Origin of the sequence: Pseudomonas sp. MH9.2 (assembly GCF_034353875.1) — a bacterium.
Taxonomy (GTDB): Bacteria; Pseudomonadota; Gammaproteobacteria; order Pseudomonadales; family Pseudomonadaceae; genus Aquipseudomonas.
The window spans coordinates 3,229,070-3,253,995 of sequence record NZ_CP133784.1 but is presented as its reverse complement, the minus strand read 5'-3'; the positions used below and the strand labels follow the sequence as shown (position 1 = coordinate 3,253,995).

General features: G+C 59.0%; 25 protein-coding genes. 10 read left to right on the top strand and 15 right to left on the bottom strand.

Annotated elements, in window-relative coordinates:
* The first annotated feature begins 28 nt into the window (after positions 1-28).
* Genes zur through RHM55_RS15285 form a run of 4 tightly spaced genes read left to right on the top strand, consistent with a single transcriptional unit; the run spans position 29 to position 2,843 of the window.
* On the top strand, positions 29-511 hold the full coding sequence (gene zur, locus RHM55_RS15300) for a zinc uptake transcriptional repressor Zur (RefSeq protein ID WP_322177181.1): 483 nt from the start codon (positions 29-31) through the stop codon (positions 509-511).
* A complete protein-coding gene (znuC, locus tag RHM55_RS15295) occupies positions 511-1,308 on the top strand; it encodes a zinc ABC transporter ATP-binding protein ZnuC (protein ID WP_322177180.1) in 798 nt (265 codons plus the stop codon). Before zur ends, znuC begins: the two co-directional genes overlap by 1 nt.
* The gene (gene znuB, locus RHM55_RS15290) at positions 1,301-2,089 is read left to right on the top strand and encodes a zinc ABC transporter permease subunit ZnuB (protein WP_322177179.1); all 789 of its coding nucleotides are present in this window, start codon (positions 1,301-1,303) and stop codon (positions 2,087-2,089) included. Before znuC ends, znuB begins: the two co-directional genes overlap by 8 nt.
* 37 nt (positions 2,090-2,126) lie before the next feature.
* Positions 2,127-2,843 (top strand): PA5502 family lipoprotein, encoded by a 717-nt coding sequence (locus tag RHM55_RS15285; RefSeq protein WP_322177178.1) that lies wholly within the window; start codon positions 2,127-2,129, stop codon positions 2,841-2,843.
* A 142-nt stretch (positions 2,844-2,985) separates the two neighbouring features.
* On the opposite strand, the gene katE is transcribed toward RHM55_RS15285, so the two are convergent.
* Complete coding sequence (katE, locus tag RHM55_RS15280) at positions 2,986-5,154, bottom strand: catalase HPII (protein ID WP_322177177.1); 2,169 nt, start codon at positions 5,152-5,154, stop codon at positions 2,986-2,988.
* Positions 5,155-5,525: 371 nt separating this feature from the next.
* Here katE and RHM55_RS15275 point away from each other — a divergent pair, with 371 nt between their 5' ends.
* The 4 genes from RHM55_RS15275 to RHM55_RS15260 all read left to right on the top strand — a co-directional run bounded on the left by RHM55_RS15275 (position 5,526) and on the right by RHM55_RS15260 (position 8,576).
* Entirely contained in the window at positions 5,526-6,533 is a 1,008-nt protein-coding gene (locus RHM55_RS15275) for a methionine ABC transporter ATP-binding protein (protein ID WP_219063298.1), read from the top strand.
* Positions 6,533-7,207, top strand: a complete 675-nt coding sequence (locus tag RHM55_RS15270) for a methionine ABC transporter permease (RefSeq protein WP_322177176.1) — start codon at positions 6,533-6,535, stop codon at positions 7,205-7,207. The genes RHM55_RS15275 and RHM55_RS15270 overlap by 1 nt, the downstream gene beginning before the upstream one ends.
* Positions 7,208-7,305: 98 nt before the next feature.
* On the top strand, positions 7,306-8,082 hold the full coding sequence (locus tag RHM55_RS15265; RefSeq protein ID WP_322177175.1) for a MetQ/NlpA family ABC transporter substrate-binding protein: 777 nt from the start codon (positions 7,306-7,308) through the stop codon (positions 8,080-8,082).
* Between the two features lie 68 nt (positions 8,083-8,150).
* On the top strand, positions 8,151-8,576 hold the full coding sequence (locus tag RHM55_RS15260; protein WP_322177174.1) for a VOC family protein: 426 nt from the start codon (positions 8,151-8,153) through the stop codon (positions 8,574-8,576).
* A gap of 37 nt (positions 8,577-8,613) precedes the next feature.
* Here the strand turns inward: RHM55_RS15260 and RHM55_RS15255 are convergent, their stop codons facing one another.
* From RHM55_RS15255 to RHM55_RS15235, 5 genes are read right to left on the bottom strand one after another with little or no spacing between them, the layout of a single operon-like run.
* Positions 8,614-9,246 (bottom strand): SCO family protein, encoded by a 633-nt coding sequence (locus RHM55_RS15255; RefSeq protein ID WP_322177173.1) that lies wholly within the window; start codon positions 9,244-9,246, stop codon positions 8,614-8,616.
* Complete coding sequence (cyoE, locus tag RHM55_RS15250; RefSeq protein ID WP_322177172.1) at positions 9,243-10,142, bottom strand: heme o synthase; 900 nt, start codon at positions 10,140-10,142, stop codon at positions 9,243-9,245. The genes RHM55_RS15255 and cyoE overlap by 4 nt, the downstream gene beginning before the upstream one ends.
* A gap of 35 nt (positions 10,143-10,177) precedes the next feature.
* A complete protein-coding gene (locus RHM55_RS15245; protein WP_407074612.1) occupies positions 10,178-11,239 on the bottom strand; it encodes a COX15/CtaA family protein in 1,062 nt (353 codons plus the stop codon).
* Positions 11,240-11,248: 9 nt separating this feature from the next.
* Positions 11,249-11,842 carry a hypothetical protein gene (locus RHM55_RS15240; RefSeq protein ID WP_322177171.1) on the bottom strand — a complete coding sequence of 198 codons (594 nt, stop codon included), beginning with the start codon at positions 11,840-11,842 and terminating at the stop codon, positions 11,249-11,251.
* A complete protein-coding gene (locus RHM55_RS15235; RefSeq protein ID WP_322177170.1) occupies positions 11,808-12,548 on the bottom strand; it encodes an SURF1 family protein in 741 nt (246 codons plus the stop codon). Before RHM55_RS15235 ends, RHM55_RS15240 begins: the two co-directional genes overlap by 35 nt.
* A gap of 73 nt (positions 12,549-12,621) precedes the next feature.
* Here RHM55_RS15235 and RHM55_RS15230 point away from each other — a divergent pair, with 73 nt between their 5' ends.
* Positions 12,622-12,825: a twin transmembrane helix small protein gene (locus RHM55_RS15230; RefSeq protein WP_322177169.1), complete on the top strand. Its 204-nt coding sequence runs from the start codon at positions 12,622-12,624 to the stop codon at positions 12,823-12,825.
* A 9-nt stretch (positions 12,826-12,834) separates the two neighbouring features.
* Here the strand turns inward: RHM55_RS15230 and RHM55_RS15225 are convergent, their stop codons facing one another.
* From RHM55_RS15225 to coxB, 4 genes are all read right to left on the bottom strand, one after another.
* On the bottom strand, positions 12,835-13,722 hold the full coding sequence (locus RHM55_RS15225) for a cytochrome c oxidase subunit 3 (RefSeq protein ID WP_322177168.1): 888 nt from the start codon (positions 13,720-13,722) through the stop codon (positions 12,835-12,837).
* 42 nt (positions 13,723-13,764) lie between these two features.
* The gene (locus RHM55_RS15220; protein ID WP_322177167.1) at positions 13,765-14,322 is read right to left on the bottom strand and encodes a cytochrome c oxidase assembly protein; all 558 of its coding nucleotides are present in this window, start codon (positions 14,320-14,322) and stop codon (positions 13,765-13,767) included.
* 1 nt (position 14,323) lies between these two features.
* The gene (gene ctaD / locus RHM55_RS15215) at positions 14,324-15,919 is read right to left on the bottom strand and encodes a cytochrome c oxidase subunit I (protein ID WP_322177166.1); all 1,596 of its coding nucleotides are present in this window, start codon (positions 15,917-15,919) and stop codon (positions 14,324-14,326) included.
* Positions 15,920-15,989: 70 nt separating this feature from the next.
* On the bottom strand, positions 15,990-17,117 hold the full coding sequence (gene coxB / locus RHM55_RS15210; protein WP_322177165.1) for a cytochrome c oxidase subunit II: 1,128 nt from the start codon (positions 17,115-17,117) through the stop codon (positions 15,990-15,992).
* A gap of 380 nt (positions 17,118-17,497) precedes the next feature.
* Here coxB and RHM55_RS15205 point away from each other — a divergent pair, with 380 nt between their 5' ends.
* Positions 17,498-18,151 carry a hypothetical protein gene (locus tag RHM55_RS15205; protein ID WP_322177164.1) on the top strand — a complete coding sequence of 218 codons (654 nt, stop codon included), beginning with the start codon at positions 17,498-17,500 and terminating at the stop codon, positions 18,149-18,151.
* 38 nt (positions 18,152-18,189) lie between these two features.
* On the opposite strand, the gene RHM55_RS15200 is transcribed toward RHM55_RS15205, so the two are convergent.
* From RHM55_RS15200 to RHM55_RS15180, 5 genes are all read right to left on the bottom strand, one after another.
* Positions 18,190-19,716, bottom strand: a complete 1,527-nt coding sequence (locus tag RHM55_RS15200) for a SulP family inorganic anion transporter (protein ID WP_322177163.1) — start codon at positions 19,714-19,716, stop codon at positions 18,190-18,192.
* Between the two features lie 115 nt (positions 19,717-19,831).
* Positions 19,832-20,563 carry a carbonic anhydrase gene (locus tag RHM55_RS15195; RefSeq protein WP_322177162.1) on the bottom strand — a complete coding sequence of 244 codons (732 nt, stop codon included), beginning with the start codon at positions 20,561-20,563 and terminating at the stop codon, positions 19,832-19,834.
* A 156-nt stretch (positions 20,564-20,719) separates the two neighbouring features.
* Complete coding sequence (locus RHM55_RS15190) at positions 20,720-21,778, bottom strand: PA0069 family radical SAM protein (RefSeq protein ID WP_322177161.1); 1,059 nt, start codon at positions 21,776-21,778, stop codon at positions 20,720-20,722.
* A 90-nt stretch (positions 21,779-21,868) separates the two neighbouring features.
* Entirely contained in the window at positions 21,869-23,128 is a 1,260-nt protein-coding gene (locus RHM55_RS15185; protein ID WP_322177160.1) for a cytochrome c, read from the bottom strand.
* A gap of 12 nt (positions 23,129-23,140) precedes the next feature.
* On the bottom strand, positions 23,141-24,925 hold the full coding sequence (locus tag RHM55_RS15180) for a GMC family oxidoreductase (RefSeq protein ID WP_322177159.1): 1,785 nt from the start codon (positions 24,923-24,925) through the stop codon (positions 23,141-23,143).
* Position 24,926 lies beyond the last annotated feature (1 nt).

The following is a 24,926-nucleotide window of genomic DNA, read 5'->3' as shown; positions in this document are numbered from 1 at the left end:
ACGTCTCTCACAAAAGTCGTCGCCGCCCATGCTCAACACACCGCTGGCCAGTCGCCCCCATGATCACTCACATTGCGTGCACACCGCGCTCTCCGAGGCTGATGCGCTGTGCGCGAGCCAAGGTCTGCGCCTGACCGCTCTGCGTCGCCGCGTGCTGGAACTGGTCTGGCAGAGTCATAAACCGTTGGGCGCCTATGACATTCTCGCGGTCCTCAGTGAAGAAGACGGCCGCCGCGCCGCGCCGCCCACCGTGTACCGCGCGCTGGATTTCCTTCTGGAAAACGGCCTCGTCCACCGCATCGCATCGCTCAACGCCTTTACCGGCTGCAATCACCCGACGCACGCGCACCAGGGCCAGTTTCTGATCTGCCGGGAGTGCCATGCCGCTATCGAGCTGCAACACCCAGCCATCAGCAAGGCAATCATCGCCGCTGCGGCGGAGGTGGGTTTCACCGTAGAAGGGCAAACGGTCGAAATTGTTGGCCTGTGTTCGGGCTGCAAGGCGGCCTGATGAGCACTGCATTGATCCGTCTCGATCAGGTCACCGTTACGTTTGCCGGGCAAAACGTGCTGGAAAACATTCAGCTCAGCGTAAAACCGGGCGAAATCGTGACCCTGATCGGGCCTAACGGCGCAGGCAAAACCACGTTGGTGCGGGCGGTTCTGGGCCTGCTCAAACCGAACTCGGGCAGCGTCTGGCGCAAACCGAAGTTGCGTGTCGGCTACATGCCGCAAAAGCTGTATGTGGACCCCACATTACCCCTGTCGGTGCTGCGCTTTCTGCGACTGGTCCCCGGCGTTGACCGGCCACGAGCGCTGGCGGCGTTGATCGAAGTAGGTGCCGAGAAAGTCATCGACAGCCCGCTGCAAGGGATATCCGGCGGCGAGATGCAGCGCGTGCTGCTGGCCCGGGCATTATTGCGTGAACCCGAGTTGCTGGTCCTTGATGAGCCCGTGCAAGGTGTCGACGTGGCTGGCCAGACTGAGCTGTACAGCTTGATCACCCGCCTGCGCGACCGCTACGGCTGCGGCGTGCTGATGGTGTCCCATGACCTGCACCTGGTCATGAGCACCACCGACCAGGTAGTTTGCCTGAACCGGCATGTGTGCTGCTCAGGCCACCCGGAGCAAGTCAGCAACGATCCGGCGTTTGTCGAATTGTTCGGCAAAAACGCGCAAAGCCTGGCGATCTATCACCACCACCACGATCACGCCCATGACTTACACGGCGCAGTGGTCGAAGAGGCTGCATCAGCGCCCGGCACGCCCCCTACTCATGTCCACGGAGACAACTGCAAGCATGGCTGACTTTTTACTCTATGCCTTGCTCGCGGGTCTGGCGCTGGCAATAGTTGCAGGCCCTTTGGGTTCGTTCGTGGTCTGGCGGCGTATGGCTTATTTCGGCGACACCCTGTCCCATGCGGCCTTGCTCGGCGTGGCATTGGGCTTTGTGCTGGATATCAGCCCGGCGCTGGCGGTTACCGTCGGTTGCCTCCTGCTGGCGATCCTGTTGGTGACGCTGCAACAGCGCCAGGCGCTGGCATCGGACACGCTGCTGGGGATTCTCGCGCCCAGTACGTTGTCACTGGGGCTGGTAGTCCTCAGCTTCATGCACAACGTTCGTATTGACCTGATGGGTTATCTGTTTGGTGACCTGCTGGCGATCAGCCCCACCGATCTGGCCTGGATTATGGGCGGCAGCGCGGCGGTACTGACGCTGATCGTCGCCCTGTGGCGACCATTGCTGGCCATTACGGTGCATGAAGAACTGGCGACCGTCGAAGGCTTACCCGTCGCGGCCTTGCGCATGACATTGATGTTGCTGATCGCGATTGTGATTGCGGTGGCCATGAAAATCGTTGGTGTCCTGCTGATCACCTCGCTGCTGATCATTCCTGCAGCCGCCGCGCAACGCCACTCACGTTCCCCCGAGCAAATGGCTTTGGGCGCCAGTGCGCTTGGCGTGGTTGCAGTCTGTGGCGGGCTGGCCTTATCGTGGTTCAAAGACACCCCGGCTGGACCGTCTATAGTGGTATGCGCCGCCGCGTTGTTCTTGTTGAGTTTTGTCCTCCCCCGGCGAGCGGTGTAGACTTGCTCGTTTTTTGCGCAATTAGAGAATCGCAGGAATGAAGCTGTTCGCCTCCCGTTATCTGCTCCTTGCCGCATTTTCCATCCTGTTGGGCGCCTGCCAAAGTGCGCCGACAGTCGAAACGCCCGCGCCTGCCGCCGCGCCCACGGGCTTTGAGCAGCTTGAGCAAAGTATCGCCAGCAGCGAACTGGCCACCGCTGAAGACCAGTTGCAGGCTCTGCAAACGCAGATGCCAGACGACCCGCGCATCGAGCAGTACCAACACCAGTTGGCAGAGGCGTACTTGAAGCGCAGTCAAATCGTCCTGCAAAAGGGCGATGTGAACGCTGCGGCCACCGCATTGAGCCGCGCCCGAGCACTCATGCCCAAGGCCCCGGCGCTCACTAGCGGCGTGAATGGTGCAATTACCCAGGCACGCAAAGCCGAACTGGAAAAAGCCGAAGCCGAGCTGAAAGCTGCGGAAGCCAAACGTATCGCGAAGGTAATCGACCCCACCGTCGAAAGCACCACCATCGCACTTAAAATCGGCGATATGACGCAGTTACGTCGCCAGTTTGACGCGATTGCCGCAGACGTGACCGCTTTCAACTGCCAAGTGATCCTGCAAGTGCCACGCACTGATGATTACCCGTGGTTGGCAACCTTGTTGACCAAACGGGTCATCAAAATCAATCCTGACTTTGAATTACAGCTGGAGCGGCAGATCGATCGCAGCCAACCTGCGCATATCGTTCTCAAACCCGCGAAGCTGTAGCGTCCTCCACAGACTTATGTGCGACGAAAATCAACTGTAGGAGCGTGCTTGCCCGCGATGGACCGCGAAGCGGTCCCAAAAACGCTGACGGTTTATGCGATTTTGCAAGCGCGCTCCTGGAGTTACAGTCGACCGTGTGTCATCACGCCGGAACAGCCTTGGTTTTAGGCTCACGCGCCCACACCCGATGCTGGGCCATCGCCGCGAAAAACGCCTTGAACGCCTTGCTGTCATTACCGCCAACCAGCAAGCCTTCATCAGCTGACAGATGCAGCACGTCCAGCAATTGTTTTGCTTCCCCATTCAACGCAATAGCCTTGAGGTGCTTGTAGGCCTCGAGCACGAAGTGCAATGCCACGCCATTGGCGCTCAGTGCTTTCACCGACTCGGCCCCGCCCGCCACAAACACCGCGTCGAAAGCGATCGACGGCATGCCTTCCATAGAGGCGTCCACCGCGAGGTGCTTGCCATCCGCCGTGGTGACGGGCGCCGAGGTAGGCCCTAGCAGCCTGGCGTGCGCACCTTCGACTTCCAGGGCCTTCTTCAGCGCAGCGATGGCAGCACCATCGACGCCGTTGGCTGCAAGGATGGCCACTTTGCGCGAAACAATGGTGCCCGACAGCAAGTTGACCTGGCTCAGCGCAGGGGATTGAGTCACCGCCGCCTTTCCGGGCACGGTACCGGCAGTCGGCGCAGGCAAACCGAGGTTTTGTGCCACGCGCGCGGCCAGCTTCAGGTCGATATTGGCCAGAATCTCATTCACCTGACGCTCACGAATCCAGGTGCGCTCCACCTTGCCCAACTCAAAGCTGTAGGCCGCGATGATGTGTTCTTTCTCATGGTCGCTCATGCTTTGGAAGAACAGGGTCGCTTGTGAAAAATGGTCGGCGAACGATTCACTACGACGACGAACCTTGTGCGCTTCGAGGCGCTCTGGATAGGTCTCGAAACCCCCATCCTGAGCCCCGGGCGGCGTCTCTTTCGGCCAGCCACCGTCAATGGAGTTAGGCTCGTAAGACGCGCGCCCCTTGTCGAGGGTGGTGCGATGTTGCGCGTCACGTTGCCCGTTGTGGTTGGGTGCGACAGGGCGGTTGATCGGAATCTCGTGGAAGTTCGGTCCGCCCAGACGGCTGATCTGCGTGTCGGTGTAGGAAAACAGTCGACCTTGCAGCAGCGGATCATTGGAGAAGTCGATGCCCGGCACGATATGCCCAGGGCAGAACGCAACCTGCTCGGTCTCGGCGAAAAAGTTGTCCGGGTTGCGGTTAAGCACCATTTTGCCCAACGGCGTCACCGGCACTAACTCCTCGGGGATGAGCTTGGTCGGGTCGAGCAGGTCGAAATCGAATGTATGCTCATCCTCCTCCGCGATAATCTGCACACCGAATTCCCATTCGGGGTAATCGCCGGTTTCAATCGACTCCCATAAGTCTCGACGGTGGAAGTCCGTGTCCTTGCCAGCCAGCTTCTGCGCCTCGTCCCAGAGCAGCGAGCACACGCCAAATTTGGGCTTCCAGTGGAATTTAACGAAGCTCGACTTACCGTCCGCGTTGATCAAGCGAAAGGTGTGGATGCCAAACCCCTGCATGGTCCGCAGGCTTTTCGGGATGGCCCGGTCGGACATCGTCCACAGCACCATATGCGCCGACTCCGGCACCAGCGAAACGAAATCCCAGAACGTATCGTGAGCGGAGCCGCCGGTGGGCATTTCATTATGAGGCTCGGGTTTTACCGCGTGAACGAAGTCCGGGAACTTGATCGCGTCCTGAATGAAGAACACCGGCATGTTGTTGCCGACCAGATCGAAGTTGCCTTCATCGGTGTAAAACTTCACCGCAAATCCGCGCACGTCACGCACGGTATCGCCCGAGCCACGCGGCCCCTGGACGGTGGAAAATCGCGCGAACACTGGGGTCTTTTTCCCCGGGTCCTGGAGGAAACCGGCCTTGGTCAGGGCGGCATGGTTTTCATAGGTCTGGAAGTAACCGTGCGCCGCCGTGCCCCGCGCATGCACGATGCGCTCGGGAATGCGCTCATGGTCAAAGTGGGTGATTTTTTCACGCATGATGAAATCTTCAAGCAAGGACGGACCCCGATCACCGACCTTGAGCGTGTTCTGGTTATTGGAAATTTTTACGCCCTGATTGGTGCGTAGCGCCTGCTCGGTGGCATCGGAACGGAACGGCTCCAGGCTGTCCAGCTTGGCGTTGGTATTGCCACGGTCCAGGGTGTCAGTGCCAGCCAGCTGGCTGTGGCTGACATTGGAACTGGCGCCGGTCGTGGTAGTGGTTGTGGTCTTCTTGGTAGCCATCAGACTAAAACTCCTCGGTTGCGGGCGGCCCTGGCGCGGGTTGAATCGCGGGGCCTGATCGGCAAAACCTTTCCTGGCACGTCATTCAGGAAAATCGAGACGCTTTATTACTGACTCAGGCTCAAAACAGCCGTTCCGTGTTTTTCATGACCTTTGGTCTAACCAACAGGCAAACCACTGCAATCCGCCGCCACCGACCTCGTTATTGCCGTTTCGCAGGTTTGCCATCAAATAAATGCTAAGAACCTCCAGCTGGACAGGCTAAAATGCGCGCCCGGCTTATCCAGCCGGTGTCCGCTGGTAGTAAGAACGCCTGAGCATCCGGCCACTTCCACCACCCTTTCTTACCGCGCCCCCACAAGGTTCGCTACGTGATCGAGTTTCATAACGTCCATAAAACCTATCGGGTCGCAGATCGGGAAATTCCCGCCCTGCATCCCACCAGCCTGCGTGTCGAAGACGGTCAGGTCTTCGGCCTGATTGGTCATTCCGGCGCGGGAAAAAGCACGTTGCTGCGCCTGATCAATCGCCTGGAAACCCCGAGTGGCGGGCAGATCATCGTCGACGGTGAAGATGTCACCGCGTTCGACGCCAACGCTCTGCGAGGCTTCCGGCAACAGGTCGGGATGATATTCCAGCACTTCAATCTGCTGTCCTCCAAGACCGTCGCCGATAACGTTGCCATGCCGTTGACCCTGGCCGGTGATATGTCACGCAGCCAGATCGATCAGCGCGTGGCCGAACTGCTTGAGCGCGTGGGCCTGTCCGATCAGGCAAAGAAATACCCGACCCAGTTGTCTGGCGGGCAAAAGCAGCGGGTAGGTATTGCCCGTGCGCTGGCGACCAAGCCGAAAATCCTGCTGTGCGACGAAGCCACCAGCGCCCTTGACCCGCAAACCACGGCATCGGTCCTGCAATTGCTGGCCGAGATCAATCGCGAGCTTAATCTGACCATTGTCCTGATCACCCACGAGATGGACGTGATCCGCCGCGTCTGCGACCACGTTGCCGTCATGGATGCCGGGAGGATCGTCGAGCAGGGCAGCGTGACGGATGTGTTCCTGCATCCCAAGCACCCGACCACCAAGCGTTTCGTGCAAGAAGACGAGCAAATCGACGAAGGTGAACTGCGCGATGATTTCGCCCATGTGCAGGGCCGCATCGTGCGCCTGACGTTCCAGGGTGATGCCACCTACGCACCGCTACTGGGCACTGTCGCCCGGGAGACCGGGGTCGATTACAGCATCCTCGCCGGGCGCATCGACCGGATCAAAGACACCCCCTATGGGCAACTGACCCTGGCCATTACCGGTGGCGACATGGAAGCAGCCTTCGCCCGCTTCACCGCCGCGGATGTTCACATGGAGGTGCTGCGTTGATGGATGCCCTGACCCACCTGTTTTCCAACGTCGACTGGTACGAAATCTGGATCGCCACGGGCGACACCCTGGTGATGCTCGGCGTTTCCCTGGCCTTTACCGTGCTCTTGGGGCTGCCGCTGGGCGTGTTGATGTTCCTGACCTCGCCGCGCCAGTTACTGGAGAACGACCGTCTGTATTCCGGCGTGGCATTGATCGTCAACCTGCTGCGGGCGTTGCCGTTCATCATTTTGCTGATCGTGATGATGCCACTGACCGAAATCATCACCGGCACATCGCTCGGGGTCCTCGGCACCTTGCCGCCACTGGTGGCGGGCGCCACGCCCTTCTTCGCTCGCCTGGTCGAGACCGCATTGAGGGAAGTGGATCGCGGCATCATCGAAGCGACCCAGGCCATGGGTGCCACCACTCGGCAAATCATCATCAAGGCACTGTTGCCAGAAGCGCGGCCCGGCATTCTGGCGGCCATAACCGTCACGGCTATCGCACTGGTGTCGTTCACCGCGATGGCCGGTGCAGTCGGTGCCGGAGGTCTGGGCGACCTGGCTATTCGCTATGGTTATCAACGCTTCCAGAACGATGTGATGTTTGTCACGGTCGTATTGTTATTGGTGCTGGTACAGATTCTGCAAACCATCGGCGACAAGCTGGTGACGCACTTCACCCACCGATAACAGCAATCGCTAAACACAATGGCGGGTCGCCGATCCGCCAAGGCCCGACCGGCCAGAGCCGCCCCGTCAGCAGGCGGCCGTTTCAACGGAGTTAGTGCATGAAAAAGCTACTCGCCGCATTGGCTGCAGTTGTTGCTCTGGGCGCGCACGCCGATGAAACTTTGACCGTCGGCGCCTCGGCTGTGCCCCATGCGGAGGTTCTTGAGTTCATCAAGCCGATGCTGGCCAAGGAAGGGATCGACCTGCAAATCAAGGTATTCAGCGACTACATCCAGCCCAATGCGCTGCTCGCGGATAAAAGCCTCGACGCGAACTTCTTCCAGCATCAGCCGGCCCTGAATGAGTTCAACAAAAGCAACGGCACCGACCTGATTGCCGTGACCAAGGTTCACGTCGAGCCCATGGGCGCTTACTCGAACGGCCTACTAAAAAAGATCGACGACCTGCCCGATGGCGCCAACATCGCCTTACCCAACGAACCCGCCAACGAAGGTCGAGCCTTGCTGTTGCTGACCAAAGCCGGGCTGATCACGCTTAAAGATCCGGGCAACATCTTGTCAAAGCCTCAAGACATCGCCGAGAACCAGAAAAACCTGAAATTCCGCGAGCTGGAAGCGGCCACATTGCCGCGCGTGGTTACCCAGGTTGACCTGACGCTGCTCAACACCAACTACGCGATGAGCGTCAAACTGGACCCTGCCAAAGACGCGTTGCTCATCGAAGGCAGCGACTCGCCTTACGTGAACATCCTCGTAGCACGTCCGGAAAACAGAGACTCGATTGCCATGCAAAAACTGGTCGTCGCCTTGCACAGCCCGGAACTGAAGCAATTCATGCTGGAAAAATACCAGGGTGCAATCGTTCCGGCATTCTGATCAAACACCCCCACGCGCCATTAGCCTAGACTCAGGACACTTTCACTCCCTGAACGAGGATGCTTGTCATGGCGCTGCCCCCCTTCCACTTGGCGGTACCGGTCTATGACCTGGCGGCTGCCCGGCATTTCTACGGCGATGTATTCGGTTGCAGCGAAGGCCGCAGCAGCGAGCATTGGGTCGACTTCAATTTCTTCGGCCACCAGTTGGTGATTCACCACCAAGCAAAAAGCACGTCGCAGGAGCAAGCCCTGAGCAATCCGGTGGACGGCCATGATGTGCCCGTGCCGCATTTCGGCGTGGTGCTGGAATGGGATCAATGGGAAGCGCTGGCCGATCGACTCCAATCCCGGGAAACCGCGTTCGTTATCGAGCCATACATTCGCTTCAAGGGCCAGGTGGGCGAGCAGGCGACCATGTTCCTGCTCGACCCGTGTGGCAATGCGCTGGAGTTCAAAGCCTTCAAAGACATTGGCCAGTTGTTTGCCAAGTGATGTCGCCTTCATTCGCGAAACGGCCATCAGCGTCCGGTTACTCCCGGACCAACAACCCCGGCAATTGCGCGATCATTTTCTGGTTATTCAGCGGCGACCGGATAAACCCGCGCTGGGTGCCGTCCGGACCAAGCAGGGCGAGGTTGCCGCTGTGGTCGACGGTGTAGTTGGGCTTACTGGTGTCGGCAGGGATGAATGGAATGCTCACGGCGTTGGCGAGTTTCTGGATGTCGTCGACGGGCGCGGTCACTCCCTGGAACTCGGGGTCGAAGTAGCCCAGGTATTGCTTGAGCTGCTGCGGTGTATCGCGATTGGGGTCGACGCTGACCAATACGATTTGCAGCTTGCCCACAACGTCCTTGGGTAATTCGCTTTTGATCTGGCGCAGCTGGGCGAGCGTGGTTGGGCAGATATCCGGGCAAAAAGTATAGCCGAAAAACAGCATCGTCCATTTACCCTTCAACTCATTCATGACGACCGGCTTGCCATCCTGATTGGTCATCTTCACGTCAGGCAGACTGCGGCTGGTAGGTAGCAGGATGATGCCTGCATCAATCAGCGCCGTCGGATCGCCCTGTCCTCTGCCAGACAGCACCTTGTTGACGGTAAGGCCCAGGACCAACGCCACCAGGGCGACCAGAATAAAAACGGTTTTCTGAACTCGAGTCATAGATTCAACAATAAGTAGTGGTCGACAAGCAGCGCGATAAACAGCAGGAACAAGTAGTAAATAGAGTACTTGAAGGTGTTGATCGCCGCGTGCGGCTTACTGCCACGGTACAGCACCCAGGCCCATTGCAGAAAGCGCGCACCCAGCCCCAGGGCACACAGCAGGTACAGCATGCCGCTCATGTGAATCACGTAGGGCATGAGGCTGACCGCGAGCAGGACGAAGGTGTACAGCAGAATATGCACCTTGGTGTAATGCTCGCCGTGGGTGACGGGCAGCATCGGGATGTCTGCCTTGGCGTATTCCTCTTTGCGATGGATCGCCAGCGCCCAGAAGTGCGGCGGGGTCCAGGCGAAGATGATCAGCACCAGCAGCAGCGGTTCGGCGCTGACATGCCCGGTGATGGCAACCCAACCCAGCAGCGGCGGCGCGGCCCCGGCCAGGCCGCCGATCACAATATTCTGCGGTGTGGCGCGCTTCAAAAAGCCGGTGTAAATCACTGCATAGCCGAGCAACGAGGCCAGCGTCAGCCACGCCGTGAGCGGGTTGGTGAACGCCAACAGCAAGGCTTGCCCGGCCACCGCCAGCAGCAAGGCAAAGGTCATGGCCGACGCAGGTGACACGCGTCCTTCAGCGATTGGTCGCTTGTGGGTGCGTGCCATCACGGCATCAATGCGTCGATCCACCACGTGATTGACCACCGCCGCGCCGCCCGCGCAAAAAGCGATCCCCATGTTGCCAAACACCAGTACCGTCCAAGGCACTCCAGCGCGTGTGGCGAGGAACATGCCGACCAGTGAGGTGATCAGCATCAGCACCAACACTTTGGGCTTGGTCAGTTCGAGGTAGTCACGCCAAATGGCCTGGCTGTGTCGCTCGCTGATTAGAGTAGCCATGGCGTCTCTCCTTCTCGTTATTATTCTGTGCCAGGTTATTTGCCGGGTTGAAGCTGCCCGTGAGCCGATCCTTGCACTTCAAAGCGGTGTCGGCGTTTCGTCTTGGTCGCCCAACCAAGGGCTGAGCGTGTGCGGTAATTCACCAGGGTCAGGGTCAACATCAAGGCCGCACCACCAGCGTTATGGGCCACGGCAATCGGCAGCGGCAGATGAAAAATCACGTTGCTGATACCCAATCCCACCTGAGCCGCCAGGGCCAGCAAAACCAGAGAAGCCATGCCTTTGAGCCCGGCTCGCTGCAGTTGCCAGGCCAGCGCCAGCAGTACCAAGGTCACCACGACTGCGCCGACGCGATGCGTCAGGTGGATCGCGGTGCGGGCATCACTGTCCAGTTGCCCCCCCAGATAGTTCGGGCCTATGTGCTGCGTGAGGTGAAAGCCATTGGCGAAGTCTGCTTTGGGCCACCATTCGCCATGACAGGTGGGCAAGTCGATACAGGCCACTGCGGCATAGTTGGAGCTGACCCAGCCGCCGAGGGCGATTTGCCCAATCACCAGCACCAACCCCAACGCCGCCAGAAGGCGTAATCGAGAAGGTAGCTGCGGCAAGGGTGCAAAGGCCCCGGACAAACGCAGCGTCAGCAAAAACAGCAGGCTCAAGGTCGCGACGCCGCCGAGTAAATGCGCCGTAACCACCTGCGGCCATAGCTTGAGGGTCACCGTCCACATGCCAAACGCGGCCTGAGCGATGACCACGCAGAGCATCAGCAGCGGCAATTTCAGCGGCTGCCCACCGTTATGGCGACGACGCACGGCCTGGGCCGCCAGCGCCATGATCATCAGCGCCAGCGTGCCCGCGAAGTAACGGTGGACCATCTCGTTCCAGCCCTTGCGGGCTTCTACCGGTGCCTCGGGAAAGTGCAATTCGGCATGCGCCAGTTGCGTCTCGCTGTTGGGCACACTGATAAAACCGTAACAGCCAGGCCAGTCCGGACATCCCAACCCTGCGTGGGTCAGCCGGGTGTAGGCACCGAGCAACACCACAACCAGCGCAAGCAGCGTGGCAAACAAAGCGAGGCGAAATCCAGGTCTGGCCATGACGATGCCCTATCCGATGTTCGACAGTTTCAACAGTTGGCGTAGATCGTTGAGCAGGTCCTTGCCGTCGACCTTGGCGTCGTAACGCAGCACCAGGTTGCCGTGGGGATCGACGATCCAGAGGTGTGGCGCTTCAACGCCGGGTGCAAGGGTGTTGTACCGCGATAGATCCAGCGGATAGCGCTGCAACTGCGGGTATTCGCGCGTCAGCTTCGCCGAGTAATTGGCCTCCAGCGGTTGTGCGGTAGCCAGCGCATGGCTGGCGCGAGTCGCATCACGGCCAAGACCGATCTGGACCTGCCGCGCCAGATAGACCAGCTGTTGGCAATCTGCCGCACAGCCCTGCGGCGCACTGACCAGCAGTTGCCAACGGGGCTCGTCGGCCGGCACCCCGAGGTCGGCGCGACCTTGCCCGTTACCGATCAGCTCGCCGTGGTAGCTGCGGCCGTCCGGCACCCAGAACTGCAACTTGTACATGCCGGTCGCCAGAAGGATCGGGCCGAGGGCCACCAGCAACACCAGAATCAGTTGCAAACGTCCCTTGCGGCGACCCTGCGGCGCGCGTGTTTCAGACATGTTGAGTGGATTCATGGCCGCTCCCATGGTTTTTCTCCTTGGCGTTGTGTAATCCGAGGTACAGATAAAGGCCGAACAGCGCCGCCGCCATGGCGAACCACTGAACGGCGTAACCGAGGTGTTTTTCCGGGCCCATCGCCACCACCGGCCAATCGAGTTGATACGCGGCAACGCCCGGCTCAAGCCGCAATTCATCGGCATACCCCTGGCGTCCCAGTTCGGGCCAGAGCGTTGTCGGATCCACCGCCGTGACCAAACGCGGCCATGGGGCACCCACAGGGTCGGGCGCTAATTGGAAGGTGGCGCCAGACGGCACATACACCCAGGCGTTGAGGTTCAAGACTTGGCTGGGGGTGTTGAATACCGGCGGCGTGCGACGTTCCGGCCAAGGCAGCCAGCCACGATTGACCAGCAGCCACAACCCGCTGGCCTGATCGTGAAACGGTTGGATCAACTCGACACCGGGCCTGCCGCCACGGGTGCTGTTGTCCAGGAGCAGGGTGTGTTCGGCGTCGAACTGGCCGCGCAACTGCACGCGACGATAGGCGGGGTCGACTGTTTGTTCGAGGTGGGTGCCCGGCATCGGTTCAGCCGCGCGGCGCTCGGCGTAATGGGTCAGCAATACGCGTTTTTCCTCGCCTCGATCAAGCTGCCAGAAGCCGAGAAAAATCAGCAGCGGCAGTAACAGAAACACCACCACTGTCGGTGCCCGGCCAGGTTGGAAGCGCTTCATGACATGCCCCCATTGTGGGTAGCTATACTGCAATACATCGCCTATACCTCCCCCAACGTCATGGAGTTTCATCATGCTCAAAGCGGCGATTGTTCTACTGCTTATTGCCACGATGATCAGTCTATTCAGCGGCCTGTTCTTTCTAGTCAAAGACGACAGCGGTTCCACCCGAGTGGTAAGGGCCCTGACCGTGCGTGTCAGCCTGACCGCCATCACCGTCATCCTGATTGCGTGGGGCTTCTACAGTGGTCAATTGGTCTCTCACGTCAGCTGGTAAGCCTTGCCTCTACAAGACGTAGACAAAGACAAACAGGCCGATCCACACCACGTCGACAAAGTGCCAATACCAACTCGCCGCCTCGAAGCCGAATTGATGCTCGGCATCAAAGTGCCCCCGCATCACCCGCATCAACATCACAAACAGAATGATCGTGCCGATGGTGACGTGGGCCCCGTGAAACCCGGTGAGCATGAAGAAGGTTGCGCCATAAATGCCTGAGCCGAGGGTCAGCCCCAGCTCGTGATAGGCCTCGATGTATTCGGTAGCCTGCAACGCCAGAAAACCCAGCCCCAACAAGACCGTCAGTGCCAGCCAGATTTTCAGGGCGCCGCGATGGCCTTTTTTCAACGCATGGTGAGCGATGGTGACCGTGACACTGGAGCTGACCAGCAAAAGGGTGTTGATCAGCGGCAAATGCCACGGATTGATGATCTCTTTAGGACCCGGGAAAAGTTTTGGATCAGGGGTATTCATCAGCGGCCAGGCGTACTGGAAATTAGGCCAGAGCATGTGTGAGATGCCCTTGGAGCCCTCACCGCCCAGCCAGGGACCCGACAGGTTGCGCACGTAAAACAGGGCACCAAAGAAGGCGATAAAGAACATCACTTCAGAAAAAATGAACCAGCTCATACCCCAGCGGAACGAGCGATCCATCTGCGCACTGTACAGACCGCTGCGGCCTTCCTTGATCACGGCACCGAACCAGCCAAACAGCATGTAGGCCAGTAGCAGGCCGCCGACGAAAAAGATCAGTGGCCCGTGGGAATCAGGCCGTCCTGCCTTCATGTCGTTGAACCAAGTGCCCAGGCCGAACATCGTGACGAACATGCCAACCGTGGCGATGATCGGCCATTTGCTTTGCGCGGGAACGTAGTAATGCTCGTAAATTGCCATCTTATTGTTCTCCTTATCGGGCGCCCTGGATGAATCCAGGTCCTAACCGCCATTGCTTGCCACTTTTGCAGCCGGTGGTTGGCGAGCGGTGATATCGAACAGCGTGTAAGCGAGCGTCAGTTCTTTCTGGCTCTTGGGCAGGTCGCGATCAACGATGAATCGCACCGGCATTTCAATGCGTTCCCCCGGCTGCAGCACTTGCTGGGTGAAGCAAAAGCATTCGGTCTTGTGGAAGTAAACCGCGACGTCGCCCGGCGAAATGCTGGGGACAGCCTGCGCCGTCATCGGCTTGTTGGTCGGGTTATGGGCCACGAACAGCATCTCGTTGACCGCACCGGGATGCACAATCAGTTCCTCCGCCTTGGGGTAGAAGTCCCAAACCATGTCGACGTTGTTGCTCGAGACAAACTGCACCCGCACCTGACGATTCAGATCAACGACCTGCGACCCTTCATATTTATCGCCGGTCTTGCCGTTGATACCGAGCGTTTTGCACATCACGTCGTACAGCGGCACCAAAGCAAAACCGAAGGCGAACATCACGACCACCAGCAATAACAGGCGGATCACCAGGCGTTTGATCGAGCGCGCTTCGCTCATGTCATTTCACTTCCGGAGGTGTCGTGAAGGTGTGATAGGGCGCAGGCGAAGGAATACTCCACTCCAGGCCCTCAGCGCCGTCCCACGGTTTGGCCGGTGCTGGCGGACCACCACGAATGGTTTTGATCACGATGAACAGGAAGAAAAGCTGCGTCGCGCCAAAGGTGAAGGCACCGATGGACGACACCATGTTGAAGTTGGCGAACTGCAGGTTGTAATCCGGAATCCGGCGCGGCATGCCCGCCAAACCAAGGAAGTGCATCGGGAAGAAGGCCATGTTCATGCCCACGAACGACAACCAGAAATGCAGCTTGCCGAGGGTTTCGTCATACATGTGTCCGGTCCATTTCGGCAACCAGTAATAGGCCGACGCGAAGATCCCGAAGATCGCACCCGGCACCAGTACATAGTGGAAATGCGCGACCACGAAGTAGGTGTCCTGATACTGGAAGTCCGCCGGGGCTATCGCCAGCATGAGCCCGGAAAAACCGCCAATGGTAAATAGGATCACGAACGCCACCGCGAACAGCATCGGTGTCTCGAAGGTCAGCGACCCCTGCCACATGGTACTGACCCAGTTGAACACCTTGACCCCGGTGGGCACGGCGATCAGCAGGGTGGCATACATGAAGAACAACTCGCCCACCAGCGGGATACCGACCACGAACATGTGGTGGGCCCAGACGATGAACGACAGGAAGGCGATACTCGCCGTGGCATACACCATCGACGTGTAGCCAAACAGCGGTTTGCGCGAGAAGGTCGGGATGATCGAGCTGACCGCGCCGAATGCCGGCAGGATCATGATGTACACCTCAGGGTGCCCGAAGAACCAGAACACGTGCTGGAACAACACCGGGTCACCGCCGCCCGCCGCACTGAAGAAGCTGGTGCCGAAGTGGATGTCCATCAACATCATGGTCACGCAACCTGCCAGCACCGGCATCACCGCAATCAACAGGAAGGCCGTGATCAGCCAGGTCCAGACGAACAGCGGCATTTTCATCAAGGTCATGCCGGGCGCACGCAGGTTGAGAATGGTCGCGATCACGTTGATCGCGCCCATGATCGAGCTGATGCCCATCAAGTGGATGGCGAAGATGAAGAAGGTCACGCTTTCCGGCGCGTAGGTGGTCGACAGCGGGGCGTAGAAGGTCCAGCCGAAGTTCGGCCCACCACCCGGCATGAACAGCGTCGACACCAGCAACAGGAACGCAGCCGGGAGCAACCAGAAACTGAAGTTGTTCATCCTCGGCAGGGCCATGTCCGGTGCGCCGATCATCAACGGGACCATCCAGTTGGCGAGGCCGACGAACGCGGGCATCACTGCACCGAACACCATCACCAGCCCGTGCATGGTGGTCATCTGGTTGAAGAAGGCCGGCTCGACGATTTGCAGACCCGGCTGGAACAGCTCGGCACGAATCACCATGGCGAAAGAGCCGCCCAGTAAAAACATGCAGAAGCTGAACCACAGGTACAGCGTGCCAATGTCTTTGTGGTTAGTCGTCAGCACCCAACGCATCAGGCCTTTTGCGGGGCCGTGAGCGTGGTCATCATGGCCGGCGTGGCCATGGTCATCGATCACTGCACTCATGTCCTGTCTCCTGCAAAACGGGGAGCGAAGCACGCCAGGGCGAAACGAGAGGAATAGGCAATTGAAGGGATCATTTGCTGTCCGCCTGTTTCAGAGCCAGCACGTCTTTGGGGGTGACCATGTCGCCTTTGCTGTTACCCCATGCATTACGCTCGTAGGTCACCACCGCCGCGATATCGACCTCGGAAAGCTGTTTGCCGAACGCCGCCATGGCCGTGCCTGGCCGACCATGGAAGACCGTGCTCAAGTGGTCTGCCTTAGGCCCGGTGGCCACCTTCGAGCCTTTCAGCGCCGGGAACATCGGTGGCAAACCCTGACCCTCGGCCTGGTGACACGCCACGCAGGTGGTGTGGTAGACCTTGTCGCCGCGGGCGACCAGCTCATCCAGTGTCCAGTCTTTGCTGGTCAGTTCTTTTAGTTTGACCGTCTCGGCTTTGCGTCCCGCCAGCCAGGTATCAAAATCGGCCTGGGACTTGGCCTCGACCACAATGGGCATGAAACCGTGGTCCTTGCCGCACAGTTCAGAGCACTGACCGCGATAGATGCCAGGCGTATCGACGCGGGTCCAGGCTTCGTTGACGAACCCCGGAATGGCATCGCGTTTAACCGCAAAGGCCGGCACCCACCAGGAGTGGATAACATCGGCTGCGGTCACCAAAAAGCGTATTTTCACACCCACCGGGACCACCAACGGTTCGTCGACTTCCAGCAGGTAATTTTCGCCCTTGGCTTCTTTGTTATGAATCTGAGCCGCCGGGGTCGCCAGGTTGCTGAAGAACTCGACGTCTTGCCCCAGGTATTTGTAATGCCATTTCCACTGATAACCGGTGATCTGAATATCAAGCGCCGACTCACTGGTGTCGTACATCTTGATCAGGGTTCTGGTCGCCGGAATGGCCATTACGATAAGGATCAGGAGGGGCACAATCGTCCAGAGAATTTCGACGGTCGTGCTCTCATGAAACTTGGCTGCCACCTGACCGGTGGAGCGACGGTGGACGATCATCGACCAGAACATGGCGCCAAATACCACAACGCCGATCACCACACAGATCCAGAAGATGGTCATGTGCAGGTCGAATACTTCGTGACTGACTACAGTCGCTCCCGGCGCCATATTCGTGGTCCAGGCGGCTTGTGCCTGGCTGAATACCGACCACAACAGGAGGCCCATCCAGACATGTGGATGTCGCATCATTGCGGGTTCCCCTTATCGTTCTTGTTATCCCGCCGGCTTTCACCTGCGGCCAAGGGAGCGACGGCCAAGAATGGGGACTTGGCGGTCGGGGCCAGGGCTGCAAATGCAGTCGGGCGTCACCAGCTAATCTTCCTTCAGCCCCGAGTATAGACAGCGACTCAGACCTCGCAATGCGATGTGGCGAAACTAGTTAGCTGGCTAAATTGTCGATTCGGGGCTATATCGGGCGCGAAATGTGTAACGCAATTGGACACGCCTTAGATCTCATTCACATAAATGTGAATTTGTTATGACAAATGCGTCTTATAAAATTTTATAAGCACGCTACCGTATGACTTCGTTTTCTTTTCAATCCTGCTTCACTGCTTTCAGGAGCCTTCATGAACACCGCCGCTTTGCGCGAGCAGATTCAACGTGCACATCAACACGAGGCCGAAACCGGCCAATTGTCACGTCAGCTGGAAACTCAATTGCCACACCTTCACCCTGCCATTCACCTGCCTGAACTGGACGCAAAGGGTGTTCTGACACGTTTTGTTGCAGCTTATATCGAGTTGGTTCCGGACTTGCTCGACGCCGCCCACGAGGTCGCGCTCGAAGCCGGTATCGAGGATCAAATCAAACCCGTATTGAAGATCGCCGAACACTTTTTTCTTCAGCCGCCGACAATCATGGACGGCCACGAGGGTCTGGACAGCCTGCTGGATGAAGCCTATCTGGCCCATCGTCTGGTCGAAGAAGTGAATGACCTCTACATCAAGCACTTCGGCCAACCGCTGATTCCATCGAATACCACCGTGGCCAGCGTGATTGCCCACCAGTTGATTGGCGAAGCGTTCGCCAATCAACTGGACGAAGCCGTCCATCATGCCGTAGACGAAATGCTCGACGATGAAAGCTTCGCGCTCGATTCCGTCGAAGCCTATCGCGACCGCCTGATCAGCCCGGACACCGAAGCCGCATGGAAGCGCTGGCCGTGTCTGTCGCGCCAGCTGGGCGTCGGGCTTGATCTAGAGCAAACCCGCGCCGTCTGACACCACGGCTTGCAGCGCACCGCCACACCGCGCACGACTCAGGCCGAACCAAGGCCTGCCGTTGTGCGCAATCTCCCCTCCAGTCGACGCTTAAGGCCACGAGGCTCGATGATCAACCGCGAGCCTGTGGCCGCATTGGCGCGTCCCCACTCTTCAAGCAGCTCAAGACACGAGTGGTCGATATAACTCAGGTTATTGAGCGGCACATGCACCGTGCTGCCGTGCGGAACGGTCCCCAGAATCCGGGTCAACATCGGGACTTTGAGGAAGGTCGCAGCGCCCATCAATCGCAACTCCATTTCCCCCTCGGCTTCGAGATCAACCAGACTGACCTTCAAACGCGATGCTTTCCAGGCCAGTTTGGCCAAGGTCATACCGAAACCGATCAATACTCCGGTCAACAGATCCGTAAAGATGATCGCCACTGCAGTTGCGGCGTAGGTGAACATCGGCATCCGGCCATAGCGACCCAGCCCGCGAAAGGCCTTGAGGTCGACCAGTTTCAACCCGGTATAGACCAGAACGCCCGCCAGGCTGGCGACCGGAATGCTTTGCAGCACACTGGACAGCAGCAACACGAAGGCCAATAACCAGACGCCGTGAAAAACCGCTGACAGCCGTGTACGAGCACCGGCCTGGACGTTGGCCGAGCTGCGCACAATGACCCCGGTCATCGGCAGGGCACCGAGCAAACCGCAGAGCATGTTGCCCACTCCTTGGGCGGTCAGTTCCCGGTCGAAATCCGAACGCGGGCCATTGTGCATGCGATCCACCGCAGCGGCGGACAACAACGTCTCGGCACTGGCGATAAATGCCACCGCGAAGGCCGCGATCAAAATACCCGGATCCGCCAGACTCAGCAGGTCGGCGGGGCGCAACCAGTCGATGGCTTCAGCAAGATTGGCCGGCACCTCGACGCGCTTGATTTGCAGGGCGAACGCCAGGCTGACAACGGTGACAAGACCGACACCCAGCAACGCGCCCGGTACAAAGCGCAACGCCGTTGGTCGCCATTTGTCCCACAGCCACATCACCACAATCGTACCCAGCCCAAGCATCCCGGCCTGTAAGCCGGTGCCCGGCCCGATAGCCTGGATCAGTCTCGCGGGGAACCCGATCAGGTTATCCAGCCCGGACGGTTTGGGTCCGCCATCAAACATCACATGCACTTGAGACAGGACGATCAGCACGCCAATCCCGGCGAGCATGCCGTAGACCACCGCAGGCGCGGTGACCCGAAACCAGCAGCCAAGCTTGAAGCGCCCCGCCAAAACCTGCAGCAGACCCGCCAGAAGCAGGATCGGCCCCAACATCGCCATCCCGTGTTCGCGCACCACTTCAAAGACCAGGACAGCCAAACCGGCGGCCGGACCGCTGACCTGCAACGGCGAGCCGGCCAGCCAACCCACCACCAGACCACCGATAATGCCCGTGATCAGCCCTTTGGCAGGCGGCATGCCCGAGGCAATGGCAATACCCATGCACAAGGGCAGGGCGACGAGGAACACCACCACGGAAGCCAATAGCTCCCGAGGCAAAACGGATTTCAGTTCTGCAGTACCCATGACGACTCTCCGGGATTCTTCAGACGTAACAAGGCCCGCCAGCGCATAGAAAGCACTGCCGTTAAAGGCCCAAGAAGGATTTTATGAAAGTCAGCTGTGAATCAGACGCGAGCGTCTAAAACCGCGCTCTGGGTGTTGCCACCGGTATCGGATGGGTGCCGTCGAGCGGCAGAAACCGGTCTTGCGAGGCATCGTAAGCCAGGATTTCGCTGGTCTCGATGCTGTAGACCCAACCGTGGATGAACAAGTGACCACTGGCCATCTTCGACGCTACCGAAGGGTGCGTGCGCAAATGCTGCAACTGGGCGATGACGTTTTCCTGGGTCAACACGTGCATGCTTTCCTGTTCATTGGCGCAATGACAGTTGTCTTCGACCACCGTCTTGGCGACTTCGGCATGCCGCAGCCATGCCTTGACCGTGGGCATTTTCTCCAGAGTTTGAGGGTTGAGGACGGCGCGCATGGCGCCGCAATCGGAATGCCCGCAAATGATGATGTGCTGCACGCCCAAGGCGATGACCGCGTATTCAATGGCGGTGGAAACGCCGCCATTCATCTGACCGTAAGGCGGCACGACATTCCCGACGTTACGGGTAACGAACAGGTCGCCGGGGGCGCTTTGGGTGATCAGCTCGGGAACGATGCGTGAATCGGCGCAGGCGATGAACATGGCCCGAGGACGCTGAGCCGTGGCGAGCTTCTTGAAGAGTTCTTCCTGCTGCGGGAAGATCTCATGACGAAAATGCAAAAAACCGTCAACGATATGCTGAAGCGCTGCCTCGGCATTTTCCGTCTCTGGCGAGGCGCTGGCCGACGCAGCCGGAGGCTGTTTATCCATGTCACTCATGTCTGGTTCTCTCTGACGGATTGATGTGGATTTTCCTGCTGCTCCTGGAGCGCGACTGATCAGTCACTCCAGGGTCGACAGTAGCCGTCCAAGCTTAATTGAAACTTAATAAAACGCCCTAGGCCGAGGTTCCCGGGGCCAATGGGGACTGCCTCACTACAACAACGACATCTGCCCCCCTGGCGGACAAAACGCGTCGCAATCCAGATCAAAGCCTTCGCGCCGGTTCAGGCCCAACCGCTTGATCGCCACACTGTAACGCCGGGCCAGCAAATCGGCGAATGGTCCTTCACCGCGCATCCGTACGCCAAAACGACTGTCATACACCTCGCCGCCGCGACTCTGCCGAATCAGGCTCATGACATGCGCTGCCCGCTGTGGATAGTGCGCCTGAAGCCACTCCTCGAACAACGGGGCGACCTCCAGCGGTAAACGCAGCATCACGTAGCTTGCGCTCAATGCACCGGCCGCCTTGGCTTCAGCCAGCAAGCTTTCCAGCTCACTGTCGTTGATCATCGGGATCATGGGCGCGCACAACACGCCAACGGGAATACCCGCCTCACGCATCACCCGAATCGCCCTCAGCCGCGCCTTGGGCGCCGCCGCACGAGGCTCAAGGATACGTTTGAGCTCATCATCAAGGGTCGTCAGGCTGATAAACACCGACACCAGCCGCTGCTTTGCCAACTCGGCGAGCAGATCAAGGTCACGCAGAATCAACGACCCCTTGGTGATGATCGTCACCGGATGACGATAGCGCAACAACACGTCCAGGGTCGCGCGGGTGATTTTGTATTCACGCTCAATCGGCTGATAAGGATCGGTATTGGACCCCAACGTGATCGGCGCGCATCGGTAGCCCGGCTTGGACAGTTGCTGCTCCAACACCGCAGCAGCGTTGGTCTTGGCGATCAGCTTGGTCTCGAAATCCAGCCCAGGCGACATGTCCCAATAGGCGTGGCTGGGCCGCGCATAACAATAAATGCAACCGTGCTCACAGCCGCGATAAGGATTGATGGAGCGGTCGAAAGGAATGTCCGGCGAGGTGTTGCGCGTAATAATGGTTTTCGCCGTCTCGCTACACACCTCGGTGCCTTGGGTCCGCGGTACTTCCTGATACCAGCCGTCATCCTCCGCGACCGAACGGTTGGGCGCGAAGCGATTGTGTGGATTACTCGCGGTTCCGCGTCCGCGCGGGGGCAGAGCAGTGGGCATTAGGGTTCTCCGGATACTGTCTATGCATACAGTATCCGCGATCAACCCTTTTGCCTAGCGTCACCGGGCGAGCGGTCCCTCACACATTAATCAACCGGCCTTGCGGATGCTTGCGACATCCCCAGCCTTCACCGTTCCCGCCTGATTCCCCCAACTGCTGCGGATGAAGTTGACCACATCAGCCACTTCCTGATCCGACAGACGCCAGGCGTAGGCGGGCATGGTGAAGGTCGACGGCGCGGTATGGGTCGCCGCCAGCGTGCCGCCTTTGAGGACGATGTGAATCAACGAGGTCGCGTCTTCGGACTGCAACACCGGGTTGCCTGCCAGTGCCGGGAACACGCGGGTATAGCCGTGGCCATCGGTGCGGTGGCAGGCGGCGCAGTTATCGATGTAGACCGCAGCGCCGGCTTTGCTGTCATCGCCTTTCCACAGCGCTTTGGCGACCTGCTCATCGTATTGATGGGGCTGATCGTCGAGGTTGTTGGCAGGCAGAGTTTTCAGGTAACGGGCGATGGCGGTCAAATCTTCATCGCTCATGTATTGCATGCTGTGCACGATCACGTCGGTCATACCACCGAACACTGCGCTGCGGTCGCTGCGGCCGGTTTTGAGGAACTGAACCAGCTGCGCCTCGGACCAGCTCCCCAGGCCATCTTTATGATCGCCACGCAGGCTTTTGGCGATCCAGCCTTCAAGCGGTGCGCTGCCGGACAGGAATACGCTGCCTTCATTCGCGCTCAAGGCTTTTTCCTGCATGCTGATGGCCCGCGGTGTGTGGCACGCGCCGCAATGGCCAAGGCCTTCAACCAGGTACGCGCCACGACTGACCACTGCATCTTGCGCGACTGGTGCCCGATAGGCCTCGACCTTCGGCGCGAACATCCAGCGCCAGCCCGTCAACGGCCAGCGCATGCTCAATGGCCAGGGGATGTCGACGGCCTTGTTGTCCTGAACGACGGGCTCTACACCTTTCATGAAGTACGCGTACAACGCCTGCATGTCGGCTTCGGTCACTCGCGCATACGATGGATAGGGCATGGCGGGGTACAAGGTGCTGCCGCTTTTGGCGACACCCTGACGCACAGCGTTGTCAAAGTCCTCGAAGCTGTAGGCGGCTATGCCGGTCTTGTCCGGGGTGATGTTGGTCGAGTAAATCGTGCCAATGGGCGTTTCCATAGGCAGCCCACCGGCGAATGGCTTGCCATCCTTCGCGGTGTGGCAGGCCACGCAGTCACCGGCACGCGCCAGGTATTCGCCCTGTTTGATTAACCCCGAGTCCGGGTTATCAACAGCGAAAGCAGGGGCACCAAAACACAGGGCCAAGGTCGCGATAAGCAGATTTTTCATGATCATCGCTCCTTATGCCTGAACCAGCGGGCCTGGGTTTTTCAGGTACTGCTCGCGAATTGCCTTGGCCGACCAGTAGGTCAGCGCAGCCACCAGACCTGTCGGGTTATAACCAAGACCTTGTGGGAAAGCTGACGCCCCCGGGACGAAAACGTTATGCACGTCCCAGCTCTGCAGGTAGCGATTGATCACACTGGTTTTCGGGTCGGTGCCCATGATCGCGCCGCCGTTCAGGTGGGTGGTCTGGTAGGCAGCTGTGTTGAAGTGCTCGCCCACTTTTTTGCCCAACACGGCGATGGCTTTGGGGTTCATGGCTTCGGCAATTTTGCTCAGTTTCGAGACCATGAACTGGTTCATCTTGATGTCGTTTTCCTGCCAGTCGAAGGTCATGCGCAATAAAGGCTGGCCGTAGGCATCGTGGTAGGTCGGATCGAGATCCAGGTAGTTACCCCGGTAGGACTGATGCGCGCCGTGGGCGTCCATCGACACTTGGTGCGAATAAAAATCGGCGGTGGTGCGCTTCCAGGCACTGCCCCAGGCTGGCGTACCCGGCGGGTTCGACGTACCGGCAATCGGCCGGCTGCCCGCCTGGTTGACCCACATCGGTGAGCCCCCGACGAAACCGTGCGGCCCGTGATCGAAGTTGTCCGCGTTGAAGTCATCAATCGCAACGCCCGCGCCACCCGCACCGATGAAGTTGTTGGTGTACACGTCTTTGTCGAAGAACGCCTTGATGGTTGCCATGTTCTGGTAGGCGAAGTTTTTGCCGACCACACCCTCTCCGGTTTTCGGGTCGTAAGGCTTGCCGATCCCGGAAAGCAGGAGCATGCGCACGTTATTGAACTGAAACGCACCGAGGATCACCAGATCCGCCGGCTGCTCGATTTCCCGGCCCTGCGCATCGACGTAAGTCACGCCGGTGGCCTTGGTTTTGCTGCTGTCGAGGTTGATTCGCAGTACATGGGAATTGGGCCGTAGCTCGAACGTCGGGGTCTGTTTGAGCGCCGGCAGAATATTCACGTTGGGTGAGGCTTTGGAATACATGTAGCACACGTACCCGCTGCAAAATCCGCAGAAATTGCACGGCCCCATCTGCGCGCCATAAGGGTTGGTGTAAGGCCCTGAGGTATTGGCCGAGGGCAGGTCATACGGCTTGTAGCCCGCGACGCCGGCAGCTGTATGAAACAGCTGCGCGGAGTAGGTTCTTTTCTGCGGCACCAGGGGGAAATGATCGGAGCGATCGGGCGCATATGGATTGCCACCTTTGCCCTGGCCGACATTCTCGCCCTTGACCGTCCACGCCTGACCGGAGGTGCCGAAGACTTTCTCGGCGAAGTCGAAGTGCGGCTCCAGCTCTTCATAGCTGACGCCGAAATCCTGAATGGTCATGTCCTTGGGGATAAAGCTTTTGCCATAGCGCTCTTCGTAATGACTGCGCATGCGAAGCTCGATTGGGTCGACCCGAAAATGCACGCCGGACCAATGCAAACCCGCGCCGCCCACACCATTGCCGGGCAGAAACGCACCGAGTTGGCGGTTAGGCAGGGCCACGTCATTGACGCTGTGACGGATGGTCACGGTTTCCTTGGAGATGTCCTGAAACAGCTTTTTGCGCACGCTGTAGGTCAGTTCGTCGATTACCTGAGGATAGTTACCGTCCGGGTAGGTGTCTTGCATCGGTCCGCGTTCAAGGGCGAGCACATTGAGCCCGGCCTCGGTGAGTTCCTTGGCCATGATTGCGCCGGTCCAACCAAAGCCGATGATCACTGCATCGACCTTCTTCATGATGGTTGCCATG